This is a genomic window from Limnohabitans sp. (assembly GCF_044373035.1).
GTDB lineage: Bacteria > Pseudomonadota > Gammaproteobacteria > Burkholderiales > Burkholderiaceae_C > Limnohabitans_A.
Window position 1 is genome coordinate 1 of sequence record NZ_JBILQU010000047.1, and the last position, 20,846, is coordinate 20,846.

22 protein-coding genes and 1 pseudogene are annotated in these 20,846 nt (G+C 61.8%); 19 read left to right on the plus strand and 4 right to left on the minus strand.

The genetic code is table 11. The features are described 5' to 3' along the window. From ACIQ47_RS08860 to ACIQ47_RS08880, 5 genes and pseudogenes are all read left to right on the plus strand, one after another. Nucleotides 1–258, plus strand: a pseudogene (locus ACIQ47_RS08860) (CoA transferase); the annotation flags it as partial. A 22-nt stretch (nucleotides 259–280) separates the two neighbouring features. Next, a complete protein-coding gene (locus tag ACIQ47_RS08865) occupies nucleotides 281–1,651 on the plus strand; it encodes an MmgE/PrpD family protein (protein ID WP_396437787.1) in 1,371 nt (456 codons plus the stop codon). A 1-nt stretch (nucleotide 1,652) separates the two neighbouring features. Next, nucleotides 1,653–2,489 carry an HpcH/HpaI aldolase/citrate lyase family protein gene (locus ACIQ47_RS08870; protein WP_396437788.1) on the plus strand — a complete coding sequence of 279 codons (837 nt, stop codon included), beginning with the start codon at nucleotides 1,653–1,655 and terminating at the stop codon, nucleotides 2,487–2,489. Nucleotides 2,490–2,606: 117 nt separating this feature from the next. Next, nucleotides 2,607–3,887, plus strand: coding sequence for a D-alanyl-D-alanine carboxypeptidase family protein (locus tag ACIQ47_RS08875; RefSeq protein ID WP_396437789.1), 1,281 nt, complete (start codon nucleotides 2,607–2,609; stop codon nucleotides 3,885–3,887). Nucleotides 3,888–3,915: 28 nt separating this feature from the next. Next, nucleotides 3,916–4,824: a LysR substrate-binding domain-containing protein gene (locus ACIQ47_RS08880; RefSeq protein WP_396437790.1), complete on the plus strand. Its 909-nt coding sequence runs from the start codon at nucleotides 3,916–3,918 to the stop codon at nucleotides 4,822–4,824. 509 nt (nucleotides 4,825–5,333) lie between these two features. Here ACIQ47_RS08880 and phnN read toward each other — a convergent pair. From phnN to phnF, 3 genes are read right to left on the minus strand one after another with little or no spacing between them, the layout of a single operon-like run. Further along, entirely contained in the window at nucleotides 5,334–5,897 is a 564-nt protein-coding gene (gene phnN, locus ACIQ47_RS08885) for a phosphonate metabolism protein/1,5-bisphosphokinase (PRPP-forming) PhnN (RefSeq protein WP_396437791.1), read from the minus strand. Further along, nucleotides 5,894–6,607, minus strand: coding sequence for a DUF1045 domain-containing protein (locus ACIQ47_RS08890; protein ID WP_396437792.1), 714 nt, complete (start codon nucleotides 6,605–6,607; stop codon nucleotides 5,894–5,896). Before ACIQ47_RS08890 ends, phnN begins: the two co-directional genes overlap by 4 nt. Next, complete coding sequence (gene phnF, locus ACIQ47_RS08895) at nucleotides 6,597–7,379, minus strand: phosphonate metabolism transcriptional regulator PhnF (RefSeq protein ID WP_396437793.1); 783 nt, start codon at nucleotides 7,377–7,379, stop codon at nucleotides 6,597–6,599. The genes ACIQ47_RS08890 and phnF overlap by 11 nt, the downstream gene beginning before the upstream one ends. Before the next feature lie 74 nt (nucleotides 7,380–7,453). Between phnF and phnG the strand changes: the two genes are divergently transcribed. From phnG to ACIQ47_RS08955, 12 genes are all read left to right on the plus strand, one after another. Next, nucleotides 7,454–7,963, plus strand: coding sequence for a phosphonate C-P lyase system protein PhnG (phnG, locus tag ACIQ47_RS08900; protein ID WP_396437794.1), 510 nt, complete (start codon nucleotides 7,454–7,456; stop codon nucleotides 7,961–7,963). After that, a complete protein-coding gene (phnH, locus tag ACIQ47_RS08905; protein WP_396437795.1) occupies nucleotides 7,960–8,589 on the plus strand; it encodes a phosphonate C-P lyase system protein PhnH in 630 nt (209 codons plus the stop codon). The genes phnG and phnH overlap by 4 nt, the downstream gene beginning before the upstream one ends. A 1-nt stretch (nucleotide 8,590) precedes the next feature. After that, nucleotides 8,591–9,739, plus strand: coding sequence for a carbon-phosphorus lyase complex subunit PhnI (locus tag ACIQ47_RS08910; RefSeq protein WP_396437796.1), 1,149 nt, complete (start codon nucleotides 8,591–8,593; stop codon nucleotides 9,737–9,739). After that, entirely contained in the window at nucleotides 9,736–10,668 is a 933-nt protein-coding gene (locus ACIQ47_RS08915; protein WP_396437797.1) for an alpha-D-ribose 1-methylphosphonate 5-phosphate C-P-lyase PhnJ, read from the plus strand. Before ACIQ47_RS08910 ends, ACIQ47_RS08915 begins: the two co-directional genes overlap by 4 nt. After that, complete coding sequence (locus ACIQ47_RS08920; protein WP_396437798.1) at nucleotides 10,665–11,135, plus strand: GNAT family N-acetyltransferase; 471 nt, start codon at nucleotides 10,665–10,667, stop codon at nucleotides 11,133–11,135. Before ACIQ47_RS08915 ends, ACIQ47_RS08920 begins: the two co-directional genes overlap by 4 nt. Before the next feature lies 1 nt (nucleotide 11,136). Then, nucleotides 11,137–11,925: a phosphonate C-P lyase system protein PhnK gene (gene phnK / locus ACIQ47_RS08925; RefSeq protein ID WP_396437799.1), complete on the plus strand. Its 789-nt coding sequence runs from the start codon at nucleotides 11,137–11,139 to the stop codon at nucleotides 11,923–11,925. A 27-nt stretch (nucleotides 11,926–11,952) separates the two neighbouring features. Further along, nucleotides 11,953–12,657 carry a phosphonate C-P lyase system protein PhnL gene (gene phnL / locus ACIQ47_RS08930; RefSeq protein WP_396437800.1) on the plus strand — a complete coding sequence of 235 codons (705 nt, stop codon included), beginning with the start codon at nucleotides 11,953–11,955 and terminating at the stop codon, nucleotides 12,655–12,657. Continuing rightward, a complete protein-coding gene (locus ACIQ47_RS08935) occupies nucleotides 12,654–13,808 on the plus strand; it encodes an alpha-D-ribose 1-methylphosphonate 5-triphosphate diphosphatase (RefSeq protein ID WP_396437801.1) in 1,155 nt (384 codons plus the stop codon). Before phnL ends, ACIQ47_RS08935 begins: the two co-directional genes overlap by 4 nt. A gap of 320 nt (nucleotides 13,809–14,128) precedes the next feature. Beyond that, nucleotides 14,129–14,983: a phosphonate ABC transporter ATP-binding protein gene (gene phnC, locus ACIQ47_RS08940; RefSeq protein WP_396437802.1), complete on the plus strand. Its 855-nt coding sequence runs from the start codon at nucleotides 14,129–14,131 to the stop codon at nucleotides 14,981–14,983. A gap of 28 nt (nucleotides 14,984–15,011) precedes the next feature. Beyond that, nucleotides 15,012–15,956, plus strand: coding sequence for a phosphonate ABC transporter substrate-binding protein (gene phnD, locus ACIQ47_RS08945; protein ID WP_396437803.1), 945 nt, complete (start codon nucleotides 15,012–15,014; stop codon nucleotides 15,954–15,956). A 104-nt stretch (nucleotides 15,957–16,060) separates the two neighbouring features. Next, nucleotides 16,061–16,867, plus strand: a complete 807-nt coding sequence (gene phnE / locus ACIQ47_RS08950) for a phosphonate ABC transporter, permease protein PhnE (RefSeq protein WP_396437804.1) — start codon at nucleotides 16,061–16,063, stop codon at nucleotides 16,865–16,867. An 8-nt stretch (nucleotides 16,868–16,875) separates the two neighbouring features. Further along, on the plus strand, nucleotides 16,876–17,427 hold the full coding sequence (locus ACIQ47_RS08955; protein WP_396437805.1) for a phosphonate degradation HD-domain oxygenase: 552 nt from the start codon (nucleotides 16,876–16,878) through the stop codon (nucleotides 17,425–17,427). Between the two features lie 18 nt (nucleotides 17,428–17,445). Here the strand turns inward: ACIQ47_RS08955 and ACIQ47_RS08960 are convergent, their stop codons facing one another. Next, the gene (locus ACIQ47_RS08960) at nucleotides 17,446–18,432 is read right to left on the minus strand and encodes an MDR family oxidoreductase (protein WP_396437806.1); all 987 of its coding nucleotides are present in this window, start codon (nucleotides 18,430–18,432) and stop codon (nucleotides 17,446–17,448) included. Between the two features lie 352 nt (nucleotides 18,433–18,784). On the opposite strand from ACIQ47_RS08960, the gene ACIQ47_RS08965 reads away from it, so the two are divergent. Then, on the plus strand, nucleotides 18,785–20,365 hold the full coding sequence (locus tag ACIQ47_RS08965) for an alkaline phosphatase D family protein (protein WP_396437807.1): 1,581 nt from the start codon (nucleotides 18,785–18,787) through the stop codon (nucleotides 20,363–20,365). Between the two features lie 65 nt (nucleotides 20,366–20,430). Continuing rightward, nucleotides 20,431–20,846 (plus strand): TetR/AcrR family transcriptional regulator (locus ACIQ47_RS08970; RefSeq protein WP_396437808.1); only part of this gene is annotated, 416 nt, incomplete at its 3' end.

Sequence of the window (20,846 nt, forward strand, 5' to 3'; positions counted from 1 at the left end):
GCGCAAATCGCCAACGCCCGCATGAACGACATGGCCGGCGTTTGGGCGCACCCGCAGCTCAAGGCACGCCAGCGCTGGCAACAAGTGGGCTCGCCCGCAGGCGACATCCCCGCCCTGCTGCCGCCCGGGCGCAACAACCGATACGACTACCGCATGGACCCCGTGCCCGCCGTGGGTGAGCACACCGAGGCCATCTTGCGCGAGCTGGGCCTGGACGACGCGGCCGTGCAGGCCCTGCGCCAAGCCCAGTCCATTTGAACCCTCATCTCCAGGAGAACGCATGACTTCTTACGCTGCCCAACTCGCCACCTTTGCAGCGCAGCTGCGTTTTGAAGACATTCCCGAGCCGGTGGTTCGCAAGACCGAAGACCTGTTGGTCGACTGGTTTGGTGCCACGGTGGGTGGACATGGTTCGCGCCCTGTGGAGAACATCAACCGCTTTGCGCGATCGATGGGATCGGCCCAGACTACGGCGCAGGGTGCTGCCGAGGTGATCGTGGATGGCTCTAAAAATTCGCCCTACCTGGCCGCCATGGTGAACGCTGCAGCTTCGCATGTGGCAGAGCAAGACGATGTGCACAACGGCTCGGTGTTTCATCCGGCCACGGTGGTGTTTTCGCCTGCGGTGGCGGTGGCGCAGGCCTTGGGTGCCAGCGGCCAACAGTTGTTGGCCGCATCGGTGGTGGGCTACGAAGTGGGCATCCGTGTGGGCGAATTTCTGGGGCGATCGCACTACCGCGTGTTCCACACCACCGGCACGGCAGGCACGCTGGCCGCGGCTGCTGCCGTGGGGCATTTGCTGGGGCTCCATGCCCGTCAGATGCAGCACGCTTTGGGTTCGGCGGGCACGCAGTCTGCTGGTTTGTGGGAGTTTTTGCGCACAGCCGCCGACAGCAAGATCTTGCACACCGCACATGCGGCCGGCGCAGGCCTGATGTCGGCTTACCTGGCCCAGGATGGTTTTACCGGTGCCGCCGACATCTTCGAAGGCCCGCAAGGCATGGCCGCTGGCATGTCCAGCGATGCCGATCCGGCCCGCTTGATCGACGGTTTGGGCACCCGTTGGGCCACGGCGGAAACCTCTTTCAAGTACCACGCCAGCTGCCGCCACACCCACCCGGCGGCCGATGCCTTGCTGCACGTCATGCAAACCCATGGGCTCAAGCCAACGGACTTGGCCAAAGTCGTCACGCATGTGCACCAGGGGGCCATTGATGTGCTGGGCCCAGTGGTGAATCCCACCACGGTGCACCAGAGCAAATTCTCGATGGGCACGGTGCTGGCCATGGCGGCGCAGTTTGGTCACGCGGGCCTGAACGAATTCGAACAGGCCTTCCAGACCGAGGCCACCCTGGCTTTGCGCGACAGGGTGGAGATGGTGCTGGACCCGGAAGTGGACGGCGCTTACCCCAAGCGCTGGATCGGCAAAGTCAGCGTCACCACCACCGACGGCCGCGTGCTGCATGGCCGCGTGGACGAGCCCAAGGGCGACCCGGGCAACACCCTCTCGCGCCAAGAGATCACCGACAAGGCCTTGCGCCTGGCCGCCTTCAGTGGCGGGGCCACGCCTGAGGCCATGCGCAAAGCCCTGAACGCGCTTTGGCAAGTGGCGGCCTGGCCCAAGGTGGGCGTGCTCTTGGCCCCTGTTTGACATGACCCTGTTGCTGCTGGCGCAGGCGCGCAGTTTCCTGTTTGTGCCGGGCAACCGCCCCGAACGCTTTACCAAAGCGCTGGACAGCGGTGCCGACGCGGTGATCGTAGACCTGGAAGACGCTGTTCCGCTCGATGCCAAAGACGCAGCACGCGCTGCGGTGGTAGCGGCCTGGCCGGGTTTTGACGAAGCCCAACGCGCCCGGCTCTTGGTGCGCGTCAATCCCGCAGCCACACCTTGGCACGAGGCCGATCTGTTGGCGCTTCGCAGCTTACCCGGCTTGGGCGCGGTCATGCTGCCCAAGGCTGAAACCGCGCATCAGGTTGAGCGCGCCTTTCAGGCCTGCGGCGTGCCGGTGCTGCCCTTGATCGAAAGTGCTGAAGGCGTGGGGCAGATGGACGCGTTGTCCCGCGCAGAGGGTGTGCTGCGTTTGGGTTTGGGGCACATCGATTTGCAGGCCGATCTCGGCATGCGCTGCGGACCCGACGAAACAGAACTCGCCCCCATTCGGCTGGCCATGGTGGTGGCCTCGCGCCGCGCCGGTTTGCCCGCCCCGGTGGATGGCGTGACCACCGCCACAACCGATGCGCAGGTGTTGGCGCAAGACGCGCAGCGCAGCCGCCGCTTTGGCTTTCGTGCCAAGTTGTGCATCCACCCCGCACAAGTGGTGGGCGTGCACCAGGCCTTGGCCCCGACCGAGGCCGAATGTGTTTGGGCCGAGCGCGTGCTGGCTGCGCAAGCACAGGCCCTTGGCGGTGCTTTCAGTGTGGACGGCAAGATGGTTGACCCGCCCGTGCTCTTGCTGGCACGCCAAATTCTCCATTCGCCTCGCGCTTGAAAAGTCGGGTGTTCTGAATTTTGGCCAGCGCCCGTTGGATGGGCGCGTGTGGTGGGGAATGTGGTGGGGCCTGCGCACTCTGATCGGCGACAATCGGCACTCAGCACATCCAAAGCCATGCACATCAAAACTTTCTCTCTCCTTTCGCTCTTCTTTGCCATCGCCGCAGGCACCCTGGGGCCCTCGTCGGCTTCTTTTGCAGCCAAACACCCGGAGAGCAAGACCGCTGCAGCCAAAAAGGCGGTGTCCGGCAAAAAAGCGGCACCTGGCAAAAAAGCTGCGGCCACCACCAACGCGCTGCCACCACTGGCGGCTCAGGTTGCGTTGGTTGACAACGCGCCCGCGCTGCCCGCCAAGGCCTGGCTGTTGATGGATTACGACTCTGGCCAGGTGCTGGCCTCGGCCAATCAAGACGAAGCCCTGCCGCCTGCGTCGCTCACCAAGATGATGACCAGCTACATCGTCGAGCAGGCCTTGCGCTCGGGCAAGCTCAAGCCCACCGATCTGGTCAGCGTCAGTGAAAACGCCTGGTGCCGCGGCACCAGTGCCGAGTCGTGCATGTATTTGCCGCTGAACAGCCAGGCTACCGTCATCGACATCCTGCGCGGCATCATCGTGCAGTCGGGCAACGACGCATCGAAGGCGATTGCTGAGCACATGGCGGGTTCCGAAGCGGGATTTGCCAAACTGATGAACGCCGAGGCCCAGCGCCTGGGCATGACGAAGACGACCTTTGTCAACCCCACGGGCCTGCCCGACCCGGCGCACAAGTCTTCTGCGCGAGATCTGGCCATCTTGGCGCGCGCCATCATCCAAGACGGCGCCGAGTACTACCCCCTTTACGCCGAGCGCGAGTTCAAATACAACGGCATCAAGCAAGGCAACCGCAATGCCCTGCTCTACACCGACCCCACCGTGGACGGCCTGAAAACCGGCCATACCTCAGAGGCGGGCTTTTGCCTGGTCACTTCCGCCAAGCGCAACGACATGCGCCTGATCTCGGTCATCCTGAACACCCACAGCGCCCAGGCGCGCGCGGACCAGACGCGCGAGCTGCTGGCCTGGGGTTACAGCCAGTTTGAAAAAGCCACACCCATCCCGCCGACGGCGGTCGTTGCCACGGCCAAGGTCGGCTTTGGCAAGGCCGACACGGTCTCTGCCGTTTTGGGCGCACCGTGGATGCTCACCGTGCCGCGTGGCCAGCCAGTGCAGACCACGGTCGAGCTCAAGCCGGGTCTTGAGGCCCCCATCGCCAAGGGTGCCGTGATCGGCAAGGTGGTGGCGACCTCGAAGGGCAAGCCGGTGGGCGAAACCCCGCTGGTGGCGCAAGCCGAAGTGGAACGCTCGGGCCTGCTGCTGCGCGCATGGCAGCACGTGGCCAATTTGTTCGGCCGTTGAGCCTTGTTCATTCAGCCAGCGACTGCCCATGTCCGTGCACTTTGATCTGGTTGACCTGCGCCTGATGGTGCGGGTGGCCGAGGCCAACAGCCTCACCAAAGGGGCCGAGGCTTCGCACATCTCGCTGCCTGCGGCCAGCACGCGCATCAAGAACCTTGAAGAAAGCATCGGCGCCAAGCTGCTCAACCGCCACAGCCAGGGCGTCACGCTCACGCCGCCGGGCCAGGCCTTTGTGCACCGGGCGCGGCTGGTGCTGGGGCAGATCGAACACCTGCGCGGTGACCTGCAGGAATACGCCAGCGGCATCAAAGGCCACCTGCGCGTGTACGCCAACACCACGGCCCTGGGTGAATTTTTGCCTGAGGTGCTCAAGCGCTACCTGGCCACGCACCCGGATGTGAACATCGACCTGCAGGAAAAGCTGTCCAATGAAATCGTGCGCGCTGTCATCGACGGCAAGACCGACATCGGCATCGTGGCCGGGTCGGTGCGCACCGAAAGCTTGCAGACCTTGCCCTACCGTTCGGACAGCCTGGTGCTGGTGGTGCCGCACCTGCACCCCGTGGCCGAGCTGCCCAGCATGCCACTCATTGATGCGCTGGAGTTTGACCATGTGGGTCTGCACGAAGCGAGCGCCTTGCACGCTTTCTTGAACCGCGAATGCGAGCAGCTCAACAAGCCGCTCAAAGTGCGCATCCAGGTCAGCAGCTTCGAGTCGGCCTGCCGCATGATCGAAGCGGGTGTGGGCGTGGGCGTGCTGCCCGAATCGGCTGCCCGCCGCCACGCCCGCAGCATGGCCATTCGCCTGGTGGCGTTGTCTGATGCGTGGGCTTTTCGGTCCATGCAGATTTGTGTGCGCAGTCTGGATGAGCTGCCTGCGTTTGCGCGGGACTTGATTGATTTGCTGTCGGAGGATGCGCGGCAAGCGACGGTTTGAGGGTTGGGCATGCGCACAATTGGGCGCTTTGAAATTGTCGACGCCGTGCTGGACCTCGCGTCGACTGGCGCGGCGAAGGCGCATGTCATAGACCGCCGCGACCTGCCGACGCGAAAGCTGCTCACGGTCCTGCTGGGACAGCACTTGCAACTTGAATTGCGCACGGCAATTGCTTCGCTTGGGCCGAGCCCATCAATGCCGTGCTGCCGGTAGTGACTCACCCGGGTGCGGATCTTCTCTTGAGGCACTGACCACCGTCGCGCCAAGAGCTTTGCGTCACCGTCCCCAGCCAAAAGCGCTTGACGACCTTGCGCATCAATTCTGCTGGGTACTTCTTCATCAAATGCCGCGAAGTTCGTCCAACTTCTGGGGGTTCGTTCAAATCCGGGGCGATTCAGACAGCGCATTGACTGCGCTCAATCGCTGTCTGTGCTGACCGGTTGCCGTGGTCAACCGTGTTGCAGCGCGGACCTGAATTGGCCGGATAAAAACCCTGGGAACAAATCGCATCAATTGCAAGTGGGCCAAGATCCCAGCCTTTGCAGCGCCAGCAATAGCTGTTGCCCGGCTTGGTCCAAAGTGCCGTTGTTCAAAATTTCAATCGCGCCCTGGGGCACCACAAAGGCGTTGGCACGTTCGACCCGCTGCCGTATTTCTTCAGGTGTTTCGCGCCGGCGCTGGGTCAGGCGTTGCGCCAGCGTGGCCGGGTCGGCGCTGATGTGCACCACCTGCAACCCCGGATGGCTTTGCAAGGCTTGCGGCCAATGGCCGCGCGAGCCATTGACCAGCACCCAGTGGCCTTGCTGCAAGAGTGCCAACTCGGTATGGCGCACGCCGTAGTACAAACCGTTGGCCTGCCAGGCCAGGGCAAAGGCACCTTGGCTTTGTAAACGCTCAAATCCCTCGGCATCGGTGGCTTCGTGCGCCTCACCACCCGCCGCAGCGGGGCGGGAGATGGTGCGCCGGGCCCAATGCACGGGCAAACGGGCGGGCAAGTGTTCGCGTAGCCAGCCCAGCACGCTGTCTTTGCCTGCGCCCGATGGGCCCATGACGTAAATCAGCCGGGTGTTCATCCGCGCAACGCCATGGTTTGCAGCAACTCAAAATCGGCACCGGCATGGGGCTCGCAGAACAGGGCGATGTGACCAAAGTGGCAGGTGGGCAGGGTTTCAAAGCGTGCTTGCGCCGCAGCGATCAAAGCGGCCCGCTGCTCGGTCAAAGCGCCCGCCAGTGAACCGGTCAAGGACAGGTGAAACTGGAAGTGGTCCAAGACCCACGGGTAGCCCCAAGCCAGCAACAGCCGGTCTTGCTCGGGGGTCAAGTGCGCTTGGCGGCGGCGTGCCAGCTCGCGCTCGTTTAAAGGCTGGGCCAGCGGGTGCAGCGCTTGCACGCAGGCAGCGGCGGTGGCGTTCAGCCGTGTCAAGTCGCCATCGGGGCGCAGTGCCAAAAAACCGCCCAAGTCGCTGACCCGCAGTGGCGGCAGCTCAAACGCGGGCAAGCGTTTGGCCAGCGCTTGCATGGCGCTGCGCAGGGCGTCCAGACTTTGCCCGGAGGCCAAGGTGAAAGGCGCTTTGAGGGTGGCGTGCCAGCCGTAGCGGCGCGGGTCAGCAGTCAAGGCTTGAAACTCGGCGGGGTCGACGCCAGGGATGCTGGGCGGTGCATAGATGGCGCCACTGGCCGCGCAGCGCCCCAGCCATTGGCTACCGGCCTGCCACCAGTCGTTACCGACCTTGGGCACAAAATACACCGCACAGCGGTAGGGCAAAGGGTCTTCAGAGGTCATCGTTTTTCACTGTCAAGGTCACGCGGTCGCCTGCAAACCAGGCCAACGCAAACTCAATCGGCACGCCATGCGGGTCCACGTTCACGCTGCTGACCAGCAGCACGGGCCGCGAGCTGACCTGGCTTAGCAGGGTGGCCACATCGGGGCTGGGCAAGCGGGCGCTGATGCGGCTTTCTTGCCTTTGGTAATCGGACACACCGTGCTGAGCAAACGCCTCGGTGATCGAGCCGCTGCTGGCCACGGCATCACCCAGACCTGCAAAACGCGGTAGCGGAAAGAAGCGTTCGCTCACATGCAAGGGTTGTCCAGCGCCTTCACCCAACACTTGCAGGCAAAGCAAGGGACTGCCCACACTGACTTTGAGTGCTTGGGCTTGCTCGTCAAGGGCCAGCACGGTGCGCGACTGCAAGACCTGCAAGCTCCCGCGCAGGCCTGCTTGCGCCAGGTTTTGTCGATGCCGCGTGCGCTTGCCCAGCGCCAAGTCGACCGCAAACGTCTCGACGAAAGTCCCCCGCCCTTGAGTGGAGCGCACCAAACCGCGTTGGCCCAGATGCGCCAAAGAGCGGCGAATGGTGTGGCGGTTGACGCCGAATTGCTCGGCCAAAACGTGCTCGGAAGGCAAGCGTTCACCGGGCGTGTATTGGCCTTGCCCAATGGCATCGGCCAATTGCTGCGCAATGCGCGACCAAAAGCTGTCGCGCGCAGGCGCGTTGGAATCGGGAGTTGTCAGAGGAGGCGAGGCCACCCCCCAAGAAGCAAGACGGTTTGTCATGAAAGATTCACATGGGTTGCCTAAGATGGCAACTGAGTTAGAGTTGTATAGACAAGCAATAGGGTGCCACAGCAATGTTTCAATCATTTGACAAAGCCGCAGAGCAACGGCTCACGACCCGTCCCGAGTGGATGGCCTTGCTGGCCAGAGCGCCGCAAAACTTGTTGGTCGATGCATTGCCCCAGTCAGGCAGCGGACAACCGCAATGGCTGCGTAAACCTGAAACCGGATTGATGATGGTACAGGGTCGCGCAGGTGGCACGGGTGAGCGCTTTAACCTGGGCGAGATCACCGTCACCCGCTGTGCGTTGCGGTTGGCCGGTGCAGACGCCCAGGCCCCGGTGGGCGTGGCCTATGTGCTGGGGCGCAACCACCGACAGGCGCAACTGGCGGCCATGGCCGATGCCTTGCTGCAAGACGCGGTGCAACACCGCTTGCTGGAGGAAAAGCTTTTGACGCCTTTGCGTCAACACCTGCAAAAGCTGCAGGGCGAGCGTCATGGGCGTGCCCAGACCACCAAGGTGGACTTTCTCACCGTGGCCCGCGAAGCCGGTAGCGCTGACGAACAGGGAGATGAAGAATGAATGCCGCCGACCTGAAAAACATCGTGGCCGGGTTTGACCATGAGGCTTTTGGCAGCCAAGCGGTGTTTCGCGTGGCGCTCGATGCCTTGTCGCATCCGGGCCGCGTGTTCGACATGCCACTGGTGTCCGCACGACCGCATCAGGGCCACCGCGCTGCAGCGGCCTTGTTGCTGGGCTTGCTCGATGCCGACACCAAGGCCTGGCTATCTCCGACTTTGGCCAACAGCGAGGCGCCGGCCTGGCTGCGTTTTCATACCGGCTGTCAGATCGTGACGGCTGCACAAGCGGCGCAGTTTTTGTGGGTGGCTCAGGGCGATGACATGCCTGCGCTGAGCAGCCTGCAAGCGGGCAGCGATGCTTACCCTGAGCAGTCGGCCACTTGCGTGCTCGAAGTCAGCAGCCTGCACGCCGATGTCGCGGGTTGGCGCTTGCAGGGCCCCGGTATCCAGTCAGAGCGCAAACTTTGCGTGCAGGGCTTTGCCAACGGTTTTGCCGCCGAATTTGTCGCGCAATGGGCCGACAACCATGCCAGTTTCCCAAGGGGTGTGGATGTTTTTTTGATCACCACCACCCAAATCGCGGGTCTGTCGCGCACCACTCGCATCCAGTCTGACACGGAGTCCTGACATGTACGTTGCCGTCAAAGGCGGAGAAACCGCCATCCTCAACAGTTACAAACTGCTCGCTGCCAAACGCCGTGGTGACAGCGCACAACCCGAACTCACGGTGACCCAGATCTGCCAGCAGCTCAAGCTGTCGGTGGACCGCGTCATGACAGAAGGATCGGTGTACGACCCTGAACTGGCCGCGCTGGCCATCAAGCAAGCCAGCGGGGATCTGGTCGAGGCCATCTTTCTGTTGCGTGCCTACCGTGCCACCTTGCCGCGTCTGGGCAACACTTGCCCGCTTAACACCACGCACATGCAGTTGGACCGCCGGATTTCGGCCACCTTCAAAGACCTGCCCGGGGGCCAGGTTTTAGGTCCGACTTACGACTACACACAGCGCCTGCTGGACTTCAGTTTATTGGCCGAGGCCCAAACGCTGGACAGCGCATCCGGTGTCGTGTCCACCACGTCCATGCCGGAGGCATCACCCGAAGGTGTTCCCCGCGTGGTGGATTTGCTCAACCAGGAAGGCTTGATCGAGCGGTTTGAGCCGTTGGCCGGCGACCCTGCGCCGTCTGATTTGACCCGGGAGCCTTTGCGCTTTCCGGCGGGGCGAGCCACCCGCCTGCAAAACCTGGCGCGTGGCGACGAGGGCTTCTTGTTGGCGATGGCCTATTCGACACAGCGCGGCTACTCACACACCCATCCTTTTGTGGGCGAGGTGCGTTTGGGGCAGGTGGCTGTAGAGATCGAACCCGAAGAGTTGGGTTTTGCGATCTCGATCGGTGACATCGAGATCACCGAATGCGAGATGGTCAACCAGTTTGGCGGCAGCAAGAGCGAGCCTCCCAAATTTACCCGGGGCTACGGCCTGGCGTTTGGTCACAGCGAGCGCAAAGCCATGGCCATGAGCCTGGTGGACCGCGCCTTGCGTGCCGACGAGTTGGGCGAAGCCATTGAGTCGCCCGCCCAAATGCAGGAATTTGTGCTTTCGCACAGCGATAGCCTGGAGGCTTCGGGCTTTGTTCAGCACCTGAAGCTGCCGCACTACGTGGACTTTCAGTCGGAGCTGGAGTTGGTTCGCAAGATGCGCGCACAGCGGGTTGAACCACCAGTGACAGCCCCATTTGTCCCCCAAGCCGACACCCGCCTGAAGGAAACCCCATGAGCGTCCACCCCCAATTGCCCGATGGGGCTGGCCAGTGCGAAGTCGTGCCGCAGAGCACCGCGCCAGACGTCAACTTTGCGTATTTGGACGAGCGCACCAAACGCATGATCCGCCGCGCCATCCTGAAGGCTGTGGCCATTCCGGGTTACCAGGTGCCATTTGGATCGCGCGAGATGCCTTTGCCCTACGGCTGGGGCACAGGCGGCATTCAGGTCACCGCTGCCGTCATTGGTCCCAAAGACGTGCTCAAGGTCATTGATCAAGGTTGCGACGACACAGTCAATGCGGTCAATATCCGTCGCTTTTTCGAGCGCACGGCAGGGGTGGACACCACCACGCGCACCCACCAAGCCACCTTGATCCAGACGCGCCACCGCATCCCCGAAAAGCCGTTGACCGAGGGCCAGATCATTGTCTATCAAGTGCCTGTGCCCGAGCCCATGCAACGCCTTGAGCCGCGCGAGACCGAAACCCGCACACTGCACGGTCTGGCCGAATACGGCTTGATGCACGTGAAGTTGTACGAAGACATTGCCCGCTATGGCCACATCGCCACCACCTACGACTACCCGGTCATGGTGAACCAGCGCTACATCATGTCGCCCTCGCCCATTCCGAAGTTTGACAACCCCAAAATGCACATGAACCCGGCACTGCAGCTTTTTGGCGCGGGTCGCGAAAAACGCATTTATGCCGTGCCGCCTTTCACCCCGGTGGAGAGCCTGGCTTTTGAAGACCATCCCTTTGAGGTGCAAAAGTGGAACACAGCTTGTGCACTGTGCGGAGCCACAGACTCGTTTCTGGACGAAGTCATCACCGACGATGCGGGCGCACGCATACACGTGTGCTCCGACTCTGACTATTGCCAAACCCGTCAGGAGGAGGCGCAAACCTTGGGCATTGCTGCGTCGGGAGTGATGGCCCCATGAACCTGCTGATTCGCGAGGCCAACGAGGACGATTTGCCCGCTGTGCTGGCCCTGTATGCCCAGCCCGGCATGGACGAAGGCCAGGTGTTGACACTGAACGAAGCCAAGGCCGTGCTGGCGCAGTTCCGCCAATACCCCAGTTACCGTTTGTGGGTGGCTTGTGATGCTGCCAGCGGTGCGGCCCGGTCCAAGGCGGGCCCGGTGGTGGGCACGTATGCCTTGCTCGTCATGCACAACCTGGCTCACCAGGGCACGCCTTCGGCCATCGTCGAAGACGTGGTGGTCAGTGCCCAGTGGCAAGGCCAGGGCGTTGGCCAACACATGATGCGGCACGCTCAGCAGCAAGCCCGGCTGGCCGGTTGTTACAAGCTGATGCTGTCATCCAACCAAAAGCGTGAACGCGCACATGCCTTTTACGAGTCGCTGGGTTTTCAGCGTCACGGCTTCAGTTTTGTGATCGGGATTTGAGATGGACACCTTGGACAACACTCTGCCTTTGTTGCGCGTGCGCGGCGTGGGAAAAAGCTATGGCGACCGCGTCGCCCTGCAGGACGCCAGCTTCGACCTGTGGCCTGGCGAAGTCATGGCTGTGGTCGGTGAGTCTGGCTCTGGCAAAACCACTTTGCTCAATGCAATTGCCGCACGCAGTCGGCCCGATGTCGGGCAAGTCGAATTTTTAAGCCGCGACGGTCAACTGCAAGACATCTACCGCATGAGTCAAGCGCAGCAGCGCTTGCTGGCCCGTACCGACTGGGGCTTTGTGCACCAGAATGCGGCCGATGGCTTGCGCATGGATGTGTCGGCCGGAGCCAACGTGGGCGAGCGCCTGATGGGCCTGGGTGAGCGGCACTACGGAAAGCTGCGCAGCACCGCGCAAGACTGGTTGCAGCGGGTCGAGATGGACGCAGCCCGCATCGACGATGCACCGCGCACCTTCTCGGGCGGCATGCGTCAACGCCTGCAAATTGCCCGCAACCTGGTGACCCGCCCGCGTCTGGTCTTCATGGATGAACCCACCTCGGGGCTGGATGTGTCGGTGCAAGCGCGCTTGCTGGATTTGCTTCGGCAGTTGACCCGGCAAATGCAATTGGCGGTGGTCATTGTCACGCACGACCTGGCGGTGGCCCGGCTGTTGGCCCACCGCATGATGGTCATGCAAGGGGGCCAAGTGGTCGAAGCGGGCCTCACCGACCAGGTGCTGGACGACCCGCAACACCCTTACACCCAGTTGTTGGTGTCCTCCGTCTTGCAACCCTGAATTTCAGAGAACCCTGAAAGCCCTCTTATGCTGCAAATGAAAAAGGTGTCCAAGCGCTTCATGCTGCACCACCAAAATGGCACCGAACTGCAAGTCCTCAACCGGGTCGATTTGTCGGTTGACCCGGGCGAGTGCGTGGTGCTGGACGGCCCATCGGGCATGGGTAAAAGCACCATGCTCAAACTCATTTATGCCAACTACCGCGCCACCAGCGGCCAGATCGAGGTGCGCCAAGCCAACGGCAGTGTGCTGGACCTGACGCAAGCCTCGGCCCGGGAGCTGGTGCGCATGCGCCGCGATACCGTGGGCTATGTCAGCCAGTTTTTGCGTGTGATTCCCCGCGTGTCGGCACTGGATGTGGTGGCCGAGCCTTTGATTGAAGACGCTGCCGACCAGCCCCAAGCCATCGCAGCCGCACGTGAGCAAGCCCGGGTGTGGCTGACCCGCTTGCGCATTCCCGAGCGCTTGTGGCACCTGCCGCCCGCCACTTTTTCGGGTGGCGAACAACAACGCATCAACATTGCCCGCAACATGATCAAGCCCCGCCCCATCTTGCTTTTGGACGAGCCCACTGCATCGCTGGACGCGGCCAACACGCAGACCGCAATTGACTTGATCCACGAAGCGGTCGCTCGGGGTGCTGCGCTGGTGGGCATCTTCCACGATGCGCATGTGGGGGCTGCTGTGGCCACTCGCCGTCTCGATGTGACCCAGTTCAGGAGTGCCCCATGAGCGCCACCGTATTCAAAAACGCCCGTCTGGTGCTGCCCACCGAAGAGGTGCTGGGCAGCGTGGCGGTCAAAGATGGCCGCATCCACTCGGTAGACCAGGGTACGGCTTCTGACGCCCAAGGCTGGGACCTGGAGGGTGACTACCTCATGCCCGGCTTTGTCGAGATGCACACCGATAACTTTGAGCGCCACCTGATGCCCCGACCCAAAGTGCATTGGGCCGAGATGCCCGGTTTGATCGCGCATGACGCCGAAGTGGCGGCAGCGGGCATCACCACCGTGTTTGACGCGTTGGGCGTGGGCGATGCTGACCTCGACAGCTTGCGCGGCAGCACCTGGGACAAGGTGATCGAGGCCATTGAGCTGTGTACCCGCAAGAACCTGCTGCGGGCCGACCACCACCTGCATGTGCGCTGCGAACTGCCTGCGCCCAACACGATTGATTTGTTCCAGCCCTTTCACGGGCTGCCGCGCTTGTCGCTCATCTCGCTGATGGACCACACCCCGGGCCAGCGCCAATGGGAAAACATTGATGTGGCACGGGTCTACTACACCGGCAAAAAAGGCTGGTCGAATGAAAAGTTTGAACGGCAAGTGCACTTGTCGACCGAGTTGCAAGACCGCTATGCCCAGCCGCACCGCGCCTACTTTGTCGATTACTGTCGCAGCCACGGCATTGCCTTGGCCAGCCACGACGACACCACCGTCGCCCATGTGGAACAAGCCCATGCCGATGGCGCCAGCATGTCGGAGTTCCCAACCACCTTGTTGGCCGCACGCACAGCGCATCAGCATGGTCTGCTCAATGTGATGGGCGGCCCCAACGTGGTGCGGGGTGGCTCGCATTCGGGCAACGTGGCGGCATCGGAGCTGGCGCGGCATGGCCTGCTCGACATTTTGTCGTCCGACTACGTGCCCGGCAGCATGCTCAGTGCGGTGCTCAGGCTGGTGGACGACGGCATCTTGAGCCTGCCCCAGGCCGTGGCTACCGTCACGCACAACCCTGCACAAGCCACGGGGCTGAAAGACCGGGGCCAAATTGCGCCGGGTTTGCGAGCCGACTTGATTCAGGTGCGCGTGGTGCAGTGGGCACAAGGCCAACGCCACGCTGTGGTGCGTTCGGTCTGGCGTGAGGGCGTGCGGGTGCTTTGAATGCCCCCGCCCAAAAACATCTTGCGCCTCAGTTTGTCGATATTGGCCGTGGGCCAGGCCCTTGGCCTGAGCGCTTGCGAGCCGCGCCAGAGGTCGCCATTGAGGCGGTGCAAACGGCCAGTGCCCACCCGCTCCGGTTCATGCGGGTGCTGAAGGGCCATTTGTGGCGGGGCCAAGCGCGCGCAAATCTCTGCCTTGTTGGGCCGAAGTTCTGACGGACTCGCTCAAGGGGTGACACAAAATCTTCCCGAAAAATTCAAACACCTGACACAAAACTTGACCAGACTTGCGCTTGTTGTATAGACATTTACGGAGTCCTCATGACCTTGCGCATACAAAACCTCAACAAACATTTTTCCAATGGCAAACATGCCTTGCGAGACATCGACCTGACTATTGCAGAGGGTGAAATGGTCGCACTGATCGGTGCGTCGGGTTCGGGCAAATCCACCTTGCTGCGCATGGTGGCGGGATTGTTGGCCGCCGATGCCGGTCCCGGTTCGGTGATTGAAGTGAATGGCAACTGCGTGCAACGAGAGGGTCGCATCGTCAGCGACATCCGCACCATCCGCTCGCAAGTGGGCTTCGTTTTCCAGCAGTTCAACTTGGTGGACCGCCTGCCCGTATTGACCAACGTGCTGGTCGGCCGATTGCACGCCATGCCATGGTTGCGCAGTGTGATGGGCTGGTTCAGTCTGCATGAGCGTTCTGCGGCCCTTCAGGCTTTGGAGCGTGTGGGCATTTTGGATTGCCACAAACAACGTGCCTCCACTTTGTCGGGTGGTCAGCAGCAGCGCGCGGCCATTGCCCGCACCCTGGTGCAAGGGGCCAAGCTGGTGTTGGCCGATGAGCCCATCGCCTCACTGGACCCGGAGTCGTCACGCAAGGTCATGGAGATTTTGTCCACCATTCAACGCGAAGACGGTCGCACGGTGATCGTGTCCTTGCACCAGGTGGACATGGCGATTCGCTATTGCCCCCGCGTGATCGCCTTGAACCAAGGCCAGATTATTTACGACGGCCCTGCTGCAGCCCTTACACCGGCATTGCTGCGTGATCTGTATGGCATGCAAGCCGACGAGTTTTTGAGTGGCAGCGAGTTGCTGGCATCGGCTCAGGCGCAGACACCCACCCCTGTTTTGGCTTGGTCCAACAACTTGGCACAAGTTGCCTGATTTTTTCAACACCACCTGGAGCTTTGTCATGATCAAGAAGACCCTTGCAGCTTTGGCAATAGGCCTCAGCTTCACCGTCGCCATGGCCCAAGAAATTTCTTTTGGCATCATTTCGACAGAAGCCACGCAAAACCTGAAAGCCGACTGGCAGCCTTTGCTGGACGATATGGAAAAGCAAACCGGCTTGAAGGTCAAAGCCTTTTTTGCGCCTGATTACGCCGGCATCATCGAGGGCATGCGCTTTAACAAAGTGCAAATGGCTTGGCTGGGCAACAAATCGGCCATGGAAGCGGTGGACCGATCCAATGCTGAAGTGTTTGCCCAAATGGTGAACATTGATGGCACACAAGGCTATTACTCGCACCTGATCGTGCACAAAGACAGCCCCCTGAACAACCTGAACGACGTGTTCAGCAACGCCAAGAACCTGAGCTTTGGCAATGGCGACCCCAACTCCACCTCGGGTTTCCTGGTGCCCGGTTTTTATGTGTTTGCCCAGAACAAAGTGGACCCCAGAACGGCTTTCAAAATTACGCGCAGTGCCAACCACGAGTCCAATGCTTTGGCCGTCGCCAACAAGCAGGTGGACGTGGCCACCAACAACAGCGAAAACCTGGACAAGATCAAAGAGCGCCAACCAGCCAAGTTCAATGACATCAAAATCATCTGGACTTCACCCTTGATTCCCTCGGACCCGATGGTCATGAGCAAAAACTTGCCCGAAGCCACCAAAACCAAAATCAAGAACTTCTTCTACAACTACGCCAAAACCAATCCTCGGGAAAAAGAGATCGTGATGAAGATCTCCAAGTTGTCGGGCTTCAAGGTGTCGACGAACGATCAACTCAAACCGATCCGTCAGTTGGACCTCTTCTCATTGCGCATCAAGTTCGAGGGCGACACCACCTTGTCCGCTTCTGAAAAGCGAACCAAGTTGGCCGACATCGACCAAAAACTGGCAGCCCTGAAGTGATGCATATGCCCCTAGGCTGCGACCTCTTTTTGTACGTTACATGTACCCAGATGCTGCATGCGCAAGGGCTTTTTGTTTGGTCTATTTGATTTGAACGGAGTCCCATGTCTTCAGTCACCCACCCCCCTTTGCATGAGTTGTCCAAAACTGCAACGGTCAAGCGCAGTCTGACCTGGTATTTATCGTGGGCAGTCTTGCTTTTGTTGCTGTCGGCTTCTTGGCAGGGGGCTGATATGCGCCCGGCCGAGTTGTTTCGTGACTCGGACAACATGAGCCACTACGCCGCCGAATTTTTTCCGCCCGATTTTCGACAATGGCGCATGTATGTGGAAGAGATGGTCATCACTTTGCAAATTGCCTTGTGGGGTACGGCGCTGGCGGTGGTGACGGCTGTGCCTTTGGCGTTGTTGGCGTCATCGAACATCGTGCCTTGGTGGGTCTACCAGCCCGTGCGCCGCTTGATGGATTCGTTTCGGGCCATCAACGAGATGGTGTTTGCCATGTTGTTTGTGGTGGCCGTGGGTTTGGGCCCGTTTGCAGGGGTGCTGGCCTTGTGGATTCACACCGCAGGCATTTTGGCCAAGTTGTTTTCCGAGGCGGTTGAGGCGATTGACCCGCAACCTGTGGAGGGCATTCGGTCCACCGGCGCATCGGCCATGCACGAAATTGTGTACGGCGTGATTCCGCAAGTCATGCCGCTTTGGATTTCGTTCACGCTCTACCGCTTCGAGTCCAATGTGCGGTCTGCATCGGTGGTGGGCATGGTCGGTGCTGGCGGTATTGGTGTGGTGCTGTGGGAGATCATCCGCGGTTTTCAATACGCCGAAACCTGCGCCGTGATGCTCATCATCATCTTGACCGTGAGCGTGATCGACGTGTTGTCGGCACGGATTCGGAAATTTTTTGTGTGAGGTTTCCCATGCCTTTGAACCTGACAGAAGTGCTCGATTTGCTCGAGCGTCGTGGCCAAAACCAATACGGCATGGAAGCGGTCAGCCAACTGGCGCACGCTTTGCAGTGTGCGCACTTGGCCGAGCGGGCAGGCGAAACGACAGAGACCGTGGTTGCAGCGTTGCTGCACGATCTGGGGCATTTGCTGGTGGTCGAGCGCGATGGACCCCAAGACCACAGCGGCACGCCGGATGACTTGCACCAGTTCCTGGCCCTGCCCTTTTTGCGAGGCCTTTTTCCTGATGCGGTGCTGGAGCCCATTCGCATGCACGTCGATGCCAAGCGCTACCTGTGCTGGGCGGAATCGTCTTATTGGGCCAGCCTGTCAGACGCATCCAAAGACAGCCTGGTCAAACAAGGCGGGATTTTCAGTCAAGCCCAGGCCGAAGCCTTTATCGTTCAGCCCTTTGCGTCTGAAGCGGTACGGCTGCGCCGCTACGACGATCTGGCCAAAGACCCGGCCAAAACCGTCCCTGGCCTGAGCCATTACGCAGCCCAGTTGCAGAAAGTGGCACATTGAGGTTGGGCTTGCATGGGCTCATCGGTTGACGTTCACCACCACCCGCCCGCGCACCTGCCCCGCCAAAATCTCGGCGCCCAGACCGATGGCGTCCGCCAAACCCACTTCGCGGGTCATGCGCGACAGCTGCGCCGCATCCAGGTCTAGCGCCAGCCGGGCCCAAGCCGCTTCGCGCACGGCGCGTGGGGCCATCACGCTGTCGATGCCGGCCAAGGTCACGCCGCGCAAGATGAAGGGCGCCACGCTGGATGGAAAGTCCATGCCTTGCGCCAAACCGCAAGCGGTGACCACGCCGCCGTATTTGCTGCTGGCGCAGGCGTTGGCCAGGGTGTGGCTGCCCACCGTGTCGACCACGCCCGCCCAGCGTTCTTTGGCCAGCGGTTTGCCGGGGGCCGACAGTTCGGCCCGGTCGATCACGTCGGCCGCGCCCAGCTGGCGCAGGTAGTCGGCTTCTTGCAGGCGACCGGTGCTGGCCACCACGCGATAGCCCAGCTTGGCCAGCAGCGCAATCGCCACGCTGCCCACGCCGCCGCCAGCGCCCGTGACCAAAACGTCGCCCTTGTCAGGTGTGACGCCGTGCTTTTCAAGGGCCATCACGCACAGCATGGCGGTGTAACCGGCGGTGCCAATGGCCATGGCCTGGCGCGGGGTGAAAGCGGCAGGCAGTTTCACCAGCCAGTCGCCTTTCAGGCGCGCCTTTTGTGCCAAGCCGCCGCTGTGGCTCTCGCCCACGCCCCAGCCGTTCAAAACGACTTTGTCGCCTGCTTTGAACAGCGGGTGCTGGCTTTCGGTCACGGTGCCTGACAGGTCGATGCCCGGCGTGAGCGGGAACTTGCGCACCACTGGGCTTTTGCCGGTGATGGCCAGGCCGTCTTTGTAGTTGAGGGTGGAGTAGTCCACCTGCACCGTCACATCGCCTTCGGGCAAGGCGCTGTCCTCCAGCGTCTTCAGGGTGCAGCGGTAACCGGCGTCGTCTTTTTCAATTTGCAGGGCTTGGTAAGTCATGGGGGTCTTTCTGTCAAAGGGGTCAATGGTCTTTTGTAGGATCGGTCTCTGACCGCGGTCTGGCATGGGTGAAGGCACGGATCGCGGTCAGAGACCGCTCCTACACCCAGGCCCGTGCCTTAAAAAGTTTGGGCAGCCCCCGCAAACAGTGCCCGCTAAGGCCATTGAGGGACCATGGTAGGTTGGGGGTGTTGAACACATGCCGCGCATTGTGCCCACCCTCGCCCAAGCCAGCTGTCACCCGCGATGCGTCCGGTTAATTCAGAAGAACGCACAAGCCGATAAGCTTGAATACAACGTATGCTTGCCCCTCGCCACGTCACGCCAGAGCCCGCCTAAGATCGTCACGCCCATGCCTGCTTTCCTCTCAATCCCCAGCTCGTCCTGGTCGCGCCGCGATCTGCACCGCGTGGCTTTGGCCGCTGCGTTGGCGCCGTGGGTCACGCCTGGCGTGCAGGCCCAAAGTGCGCCGCCTCGCTGGCGGGTTTTTCCTTTCAGTCTGGGCGTGGCCAGTGGCCAGCCGCAGCCGGGCAGCGTGGTGCTGTGGTCGCGCTTGGCGCTCCAAGACGACGATGCCGCCCGCCAGGCATCGGGCGCGCCCGTGGTGTGCGAACTGTTTGCCGATGAGGCCTTGCGCCAACCCGTGCGCCAATGGCGCTTGAACACCGACGCCCGTCGGGGCCACAGCCTGCATGTGCTGGCCGACGGCCTGCAGCCGGGGCGGCATTATTGGTACCGCTTTGCCAGCGGCAACGCGGTCAGCCCGGTGGGCCGCACCCGCACCAGCCCGGCTTTGGGTGAGACCGTGCGCCGTTTGCGCTTGGGCCTGGCGTCTTGTCAGCATTACGAGCAAGGCCATTACGCCGCGCACCGCGACATGGCCGCGCAAGACCTGGACTTGGTGCTGTTTGTGGGCGACTACATCTACGAAAGCAGCAACAAGCAACACAAAATCCGCGCCCACGAAAGCGGCATGCCCGACACGCTGGAGGCGTACCGTGTCCGTCACGCGCACTACAAGAGCGATGCCCACTTGCAAGCCTGCCACGCGGCCCACCCCTGGCTCATGACCTGGGACGACCACGAGGTGGTGAACGACTATGCCAACGACCTGGACCGGAACTTCACCGACCCCGCTGTGTTCTTGCAGCGCCGGGCAGCGGCTTACCAAGCCTATTTTGAGCACATGCCTCTGCGCCTTGCGCCTGACCCGCAGCAGCCCAGCCAGATGCGCATCCATGACCGCATGGCTTGGGGCACGCTGGCCGATGTGTGGACGCTGGACTGCCGCCAGCACCGTGACCACCAAGCCTGCCCCGACCTGATGCGTGGCGGTGGACGCGTTGTCATGGGTTGCGATACGCTGGCAGACCCGGCGCGCAGCATGTTGGGTCAAGCGCAAGAGCAATGGCTGTTGGCGGGCTTGACACAAAGCCAGCGGCGCTGGAAGTTGCTGGCGCAGTCCACCTTGATGGCCAGCAGTGGCATCCAAACCCCCTTGGGGCGCAGCGCCTACAACGATGGCTGGGATGGTTATCCACAGGCGCGGGCGCGTCTGTTGCAGACGGTGGCCGATGCGCGCCTGAGTGATGTGGTCATGCTCGGGGGCGATGTGCACGCCAACGTGGCCGCGCAGCTGCGCGTGCGGCCAGGCGACGAGCGCTCTCCCGTGGTGGCCAGTGAGCTGGTCACCACATCGGTCTCTACCCGGGGCATGTCGCCCAAACTCATGGCGCAAATCCAACGCGACAACCCGGACATCCGCCACGCCCGCTCGGACGAGCGGGGCTACACCTTGATCGACATCCGGCCAGAACGCCTGGAGGCGCAGTTCCTGACCACCCCGCATCCGGCCCGGCCCGAAGCCCGGCTGGCGCTGCAGGGCCGCTGGACAGTGCAGCAAGGGGTGGCGGGTGTTGTGCCGGGGTCTTGAAAACCCGGTCGTGTGCAAGGGTAACCATGTGGTCTTTTTTTGGGCTGCGCGGCTAGAATCGCCGAATGAACACCACTTCCGTGATCTCACCCAAGAAATCCTTCAAAGTCCAGATGCTCGCCGCCCGCGAAACGGCCATCATCCAATCGGTCAACCGTTTGTTGTCCGAAAAAGGCTTCGATGCGATGACGGTGGACGAAGTGGCGGCCGAGGTGGGCATCGCCAAGGCCAGCCTCTACAAGCACTTCACCAGCAAGGAAGAGCTGGCCTGTGCGGCCATGGTCACCGCCATGCGCCGGGCGCAAGAGGTCATCCAAAGCACGGACCCGGCTTTGCCCCCGTTGGAGAAGATCAAGGCCGTGACGCGCTGGACCATGACACTCAAGCTGCAAGGCCAGATGCCTTCACTGCCCAGCCAAAACTCCAGCTTGCGCGCCACCTTGATGGCCAGCAAGGACTACATGGACGGCTTGATGGAGGT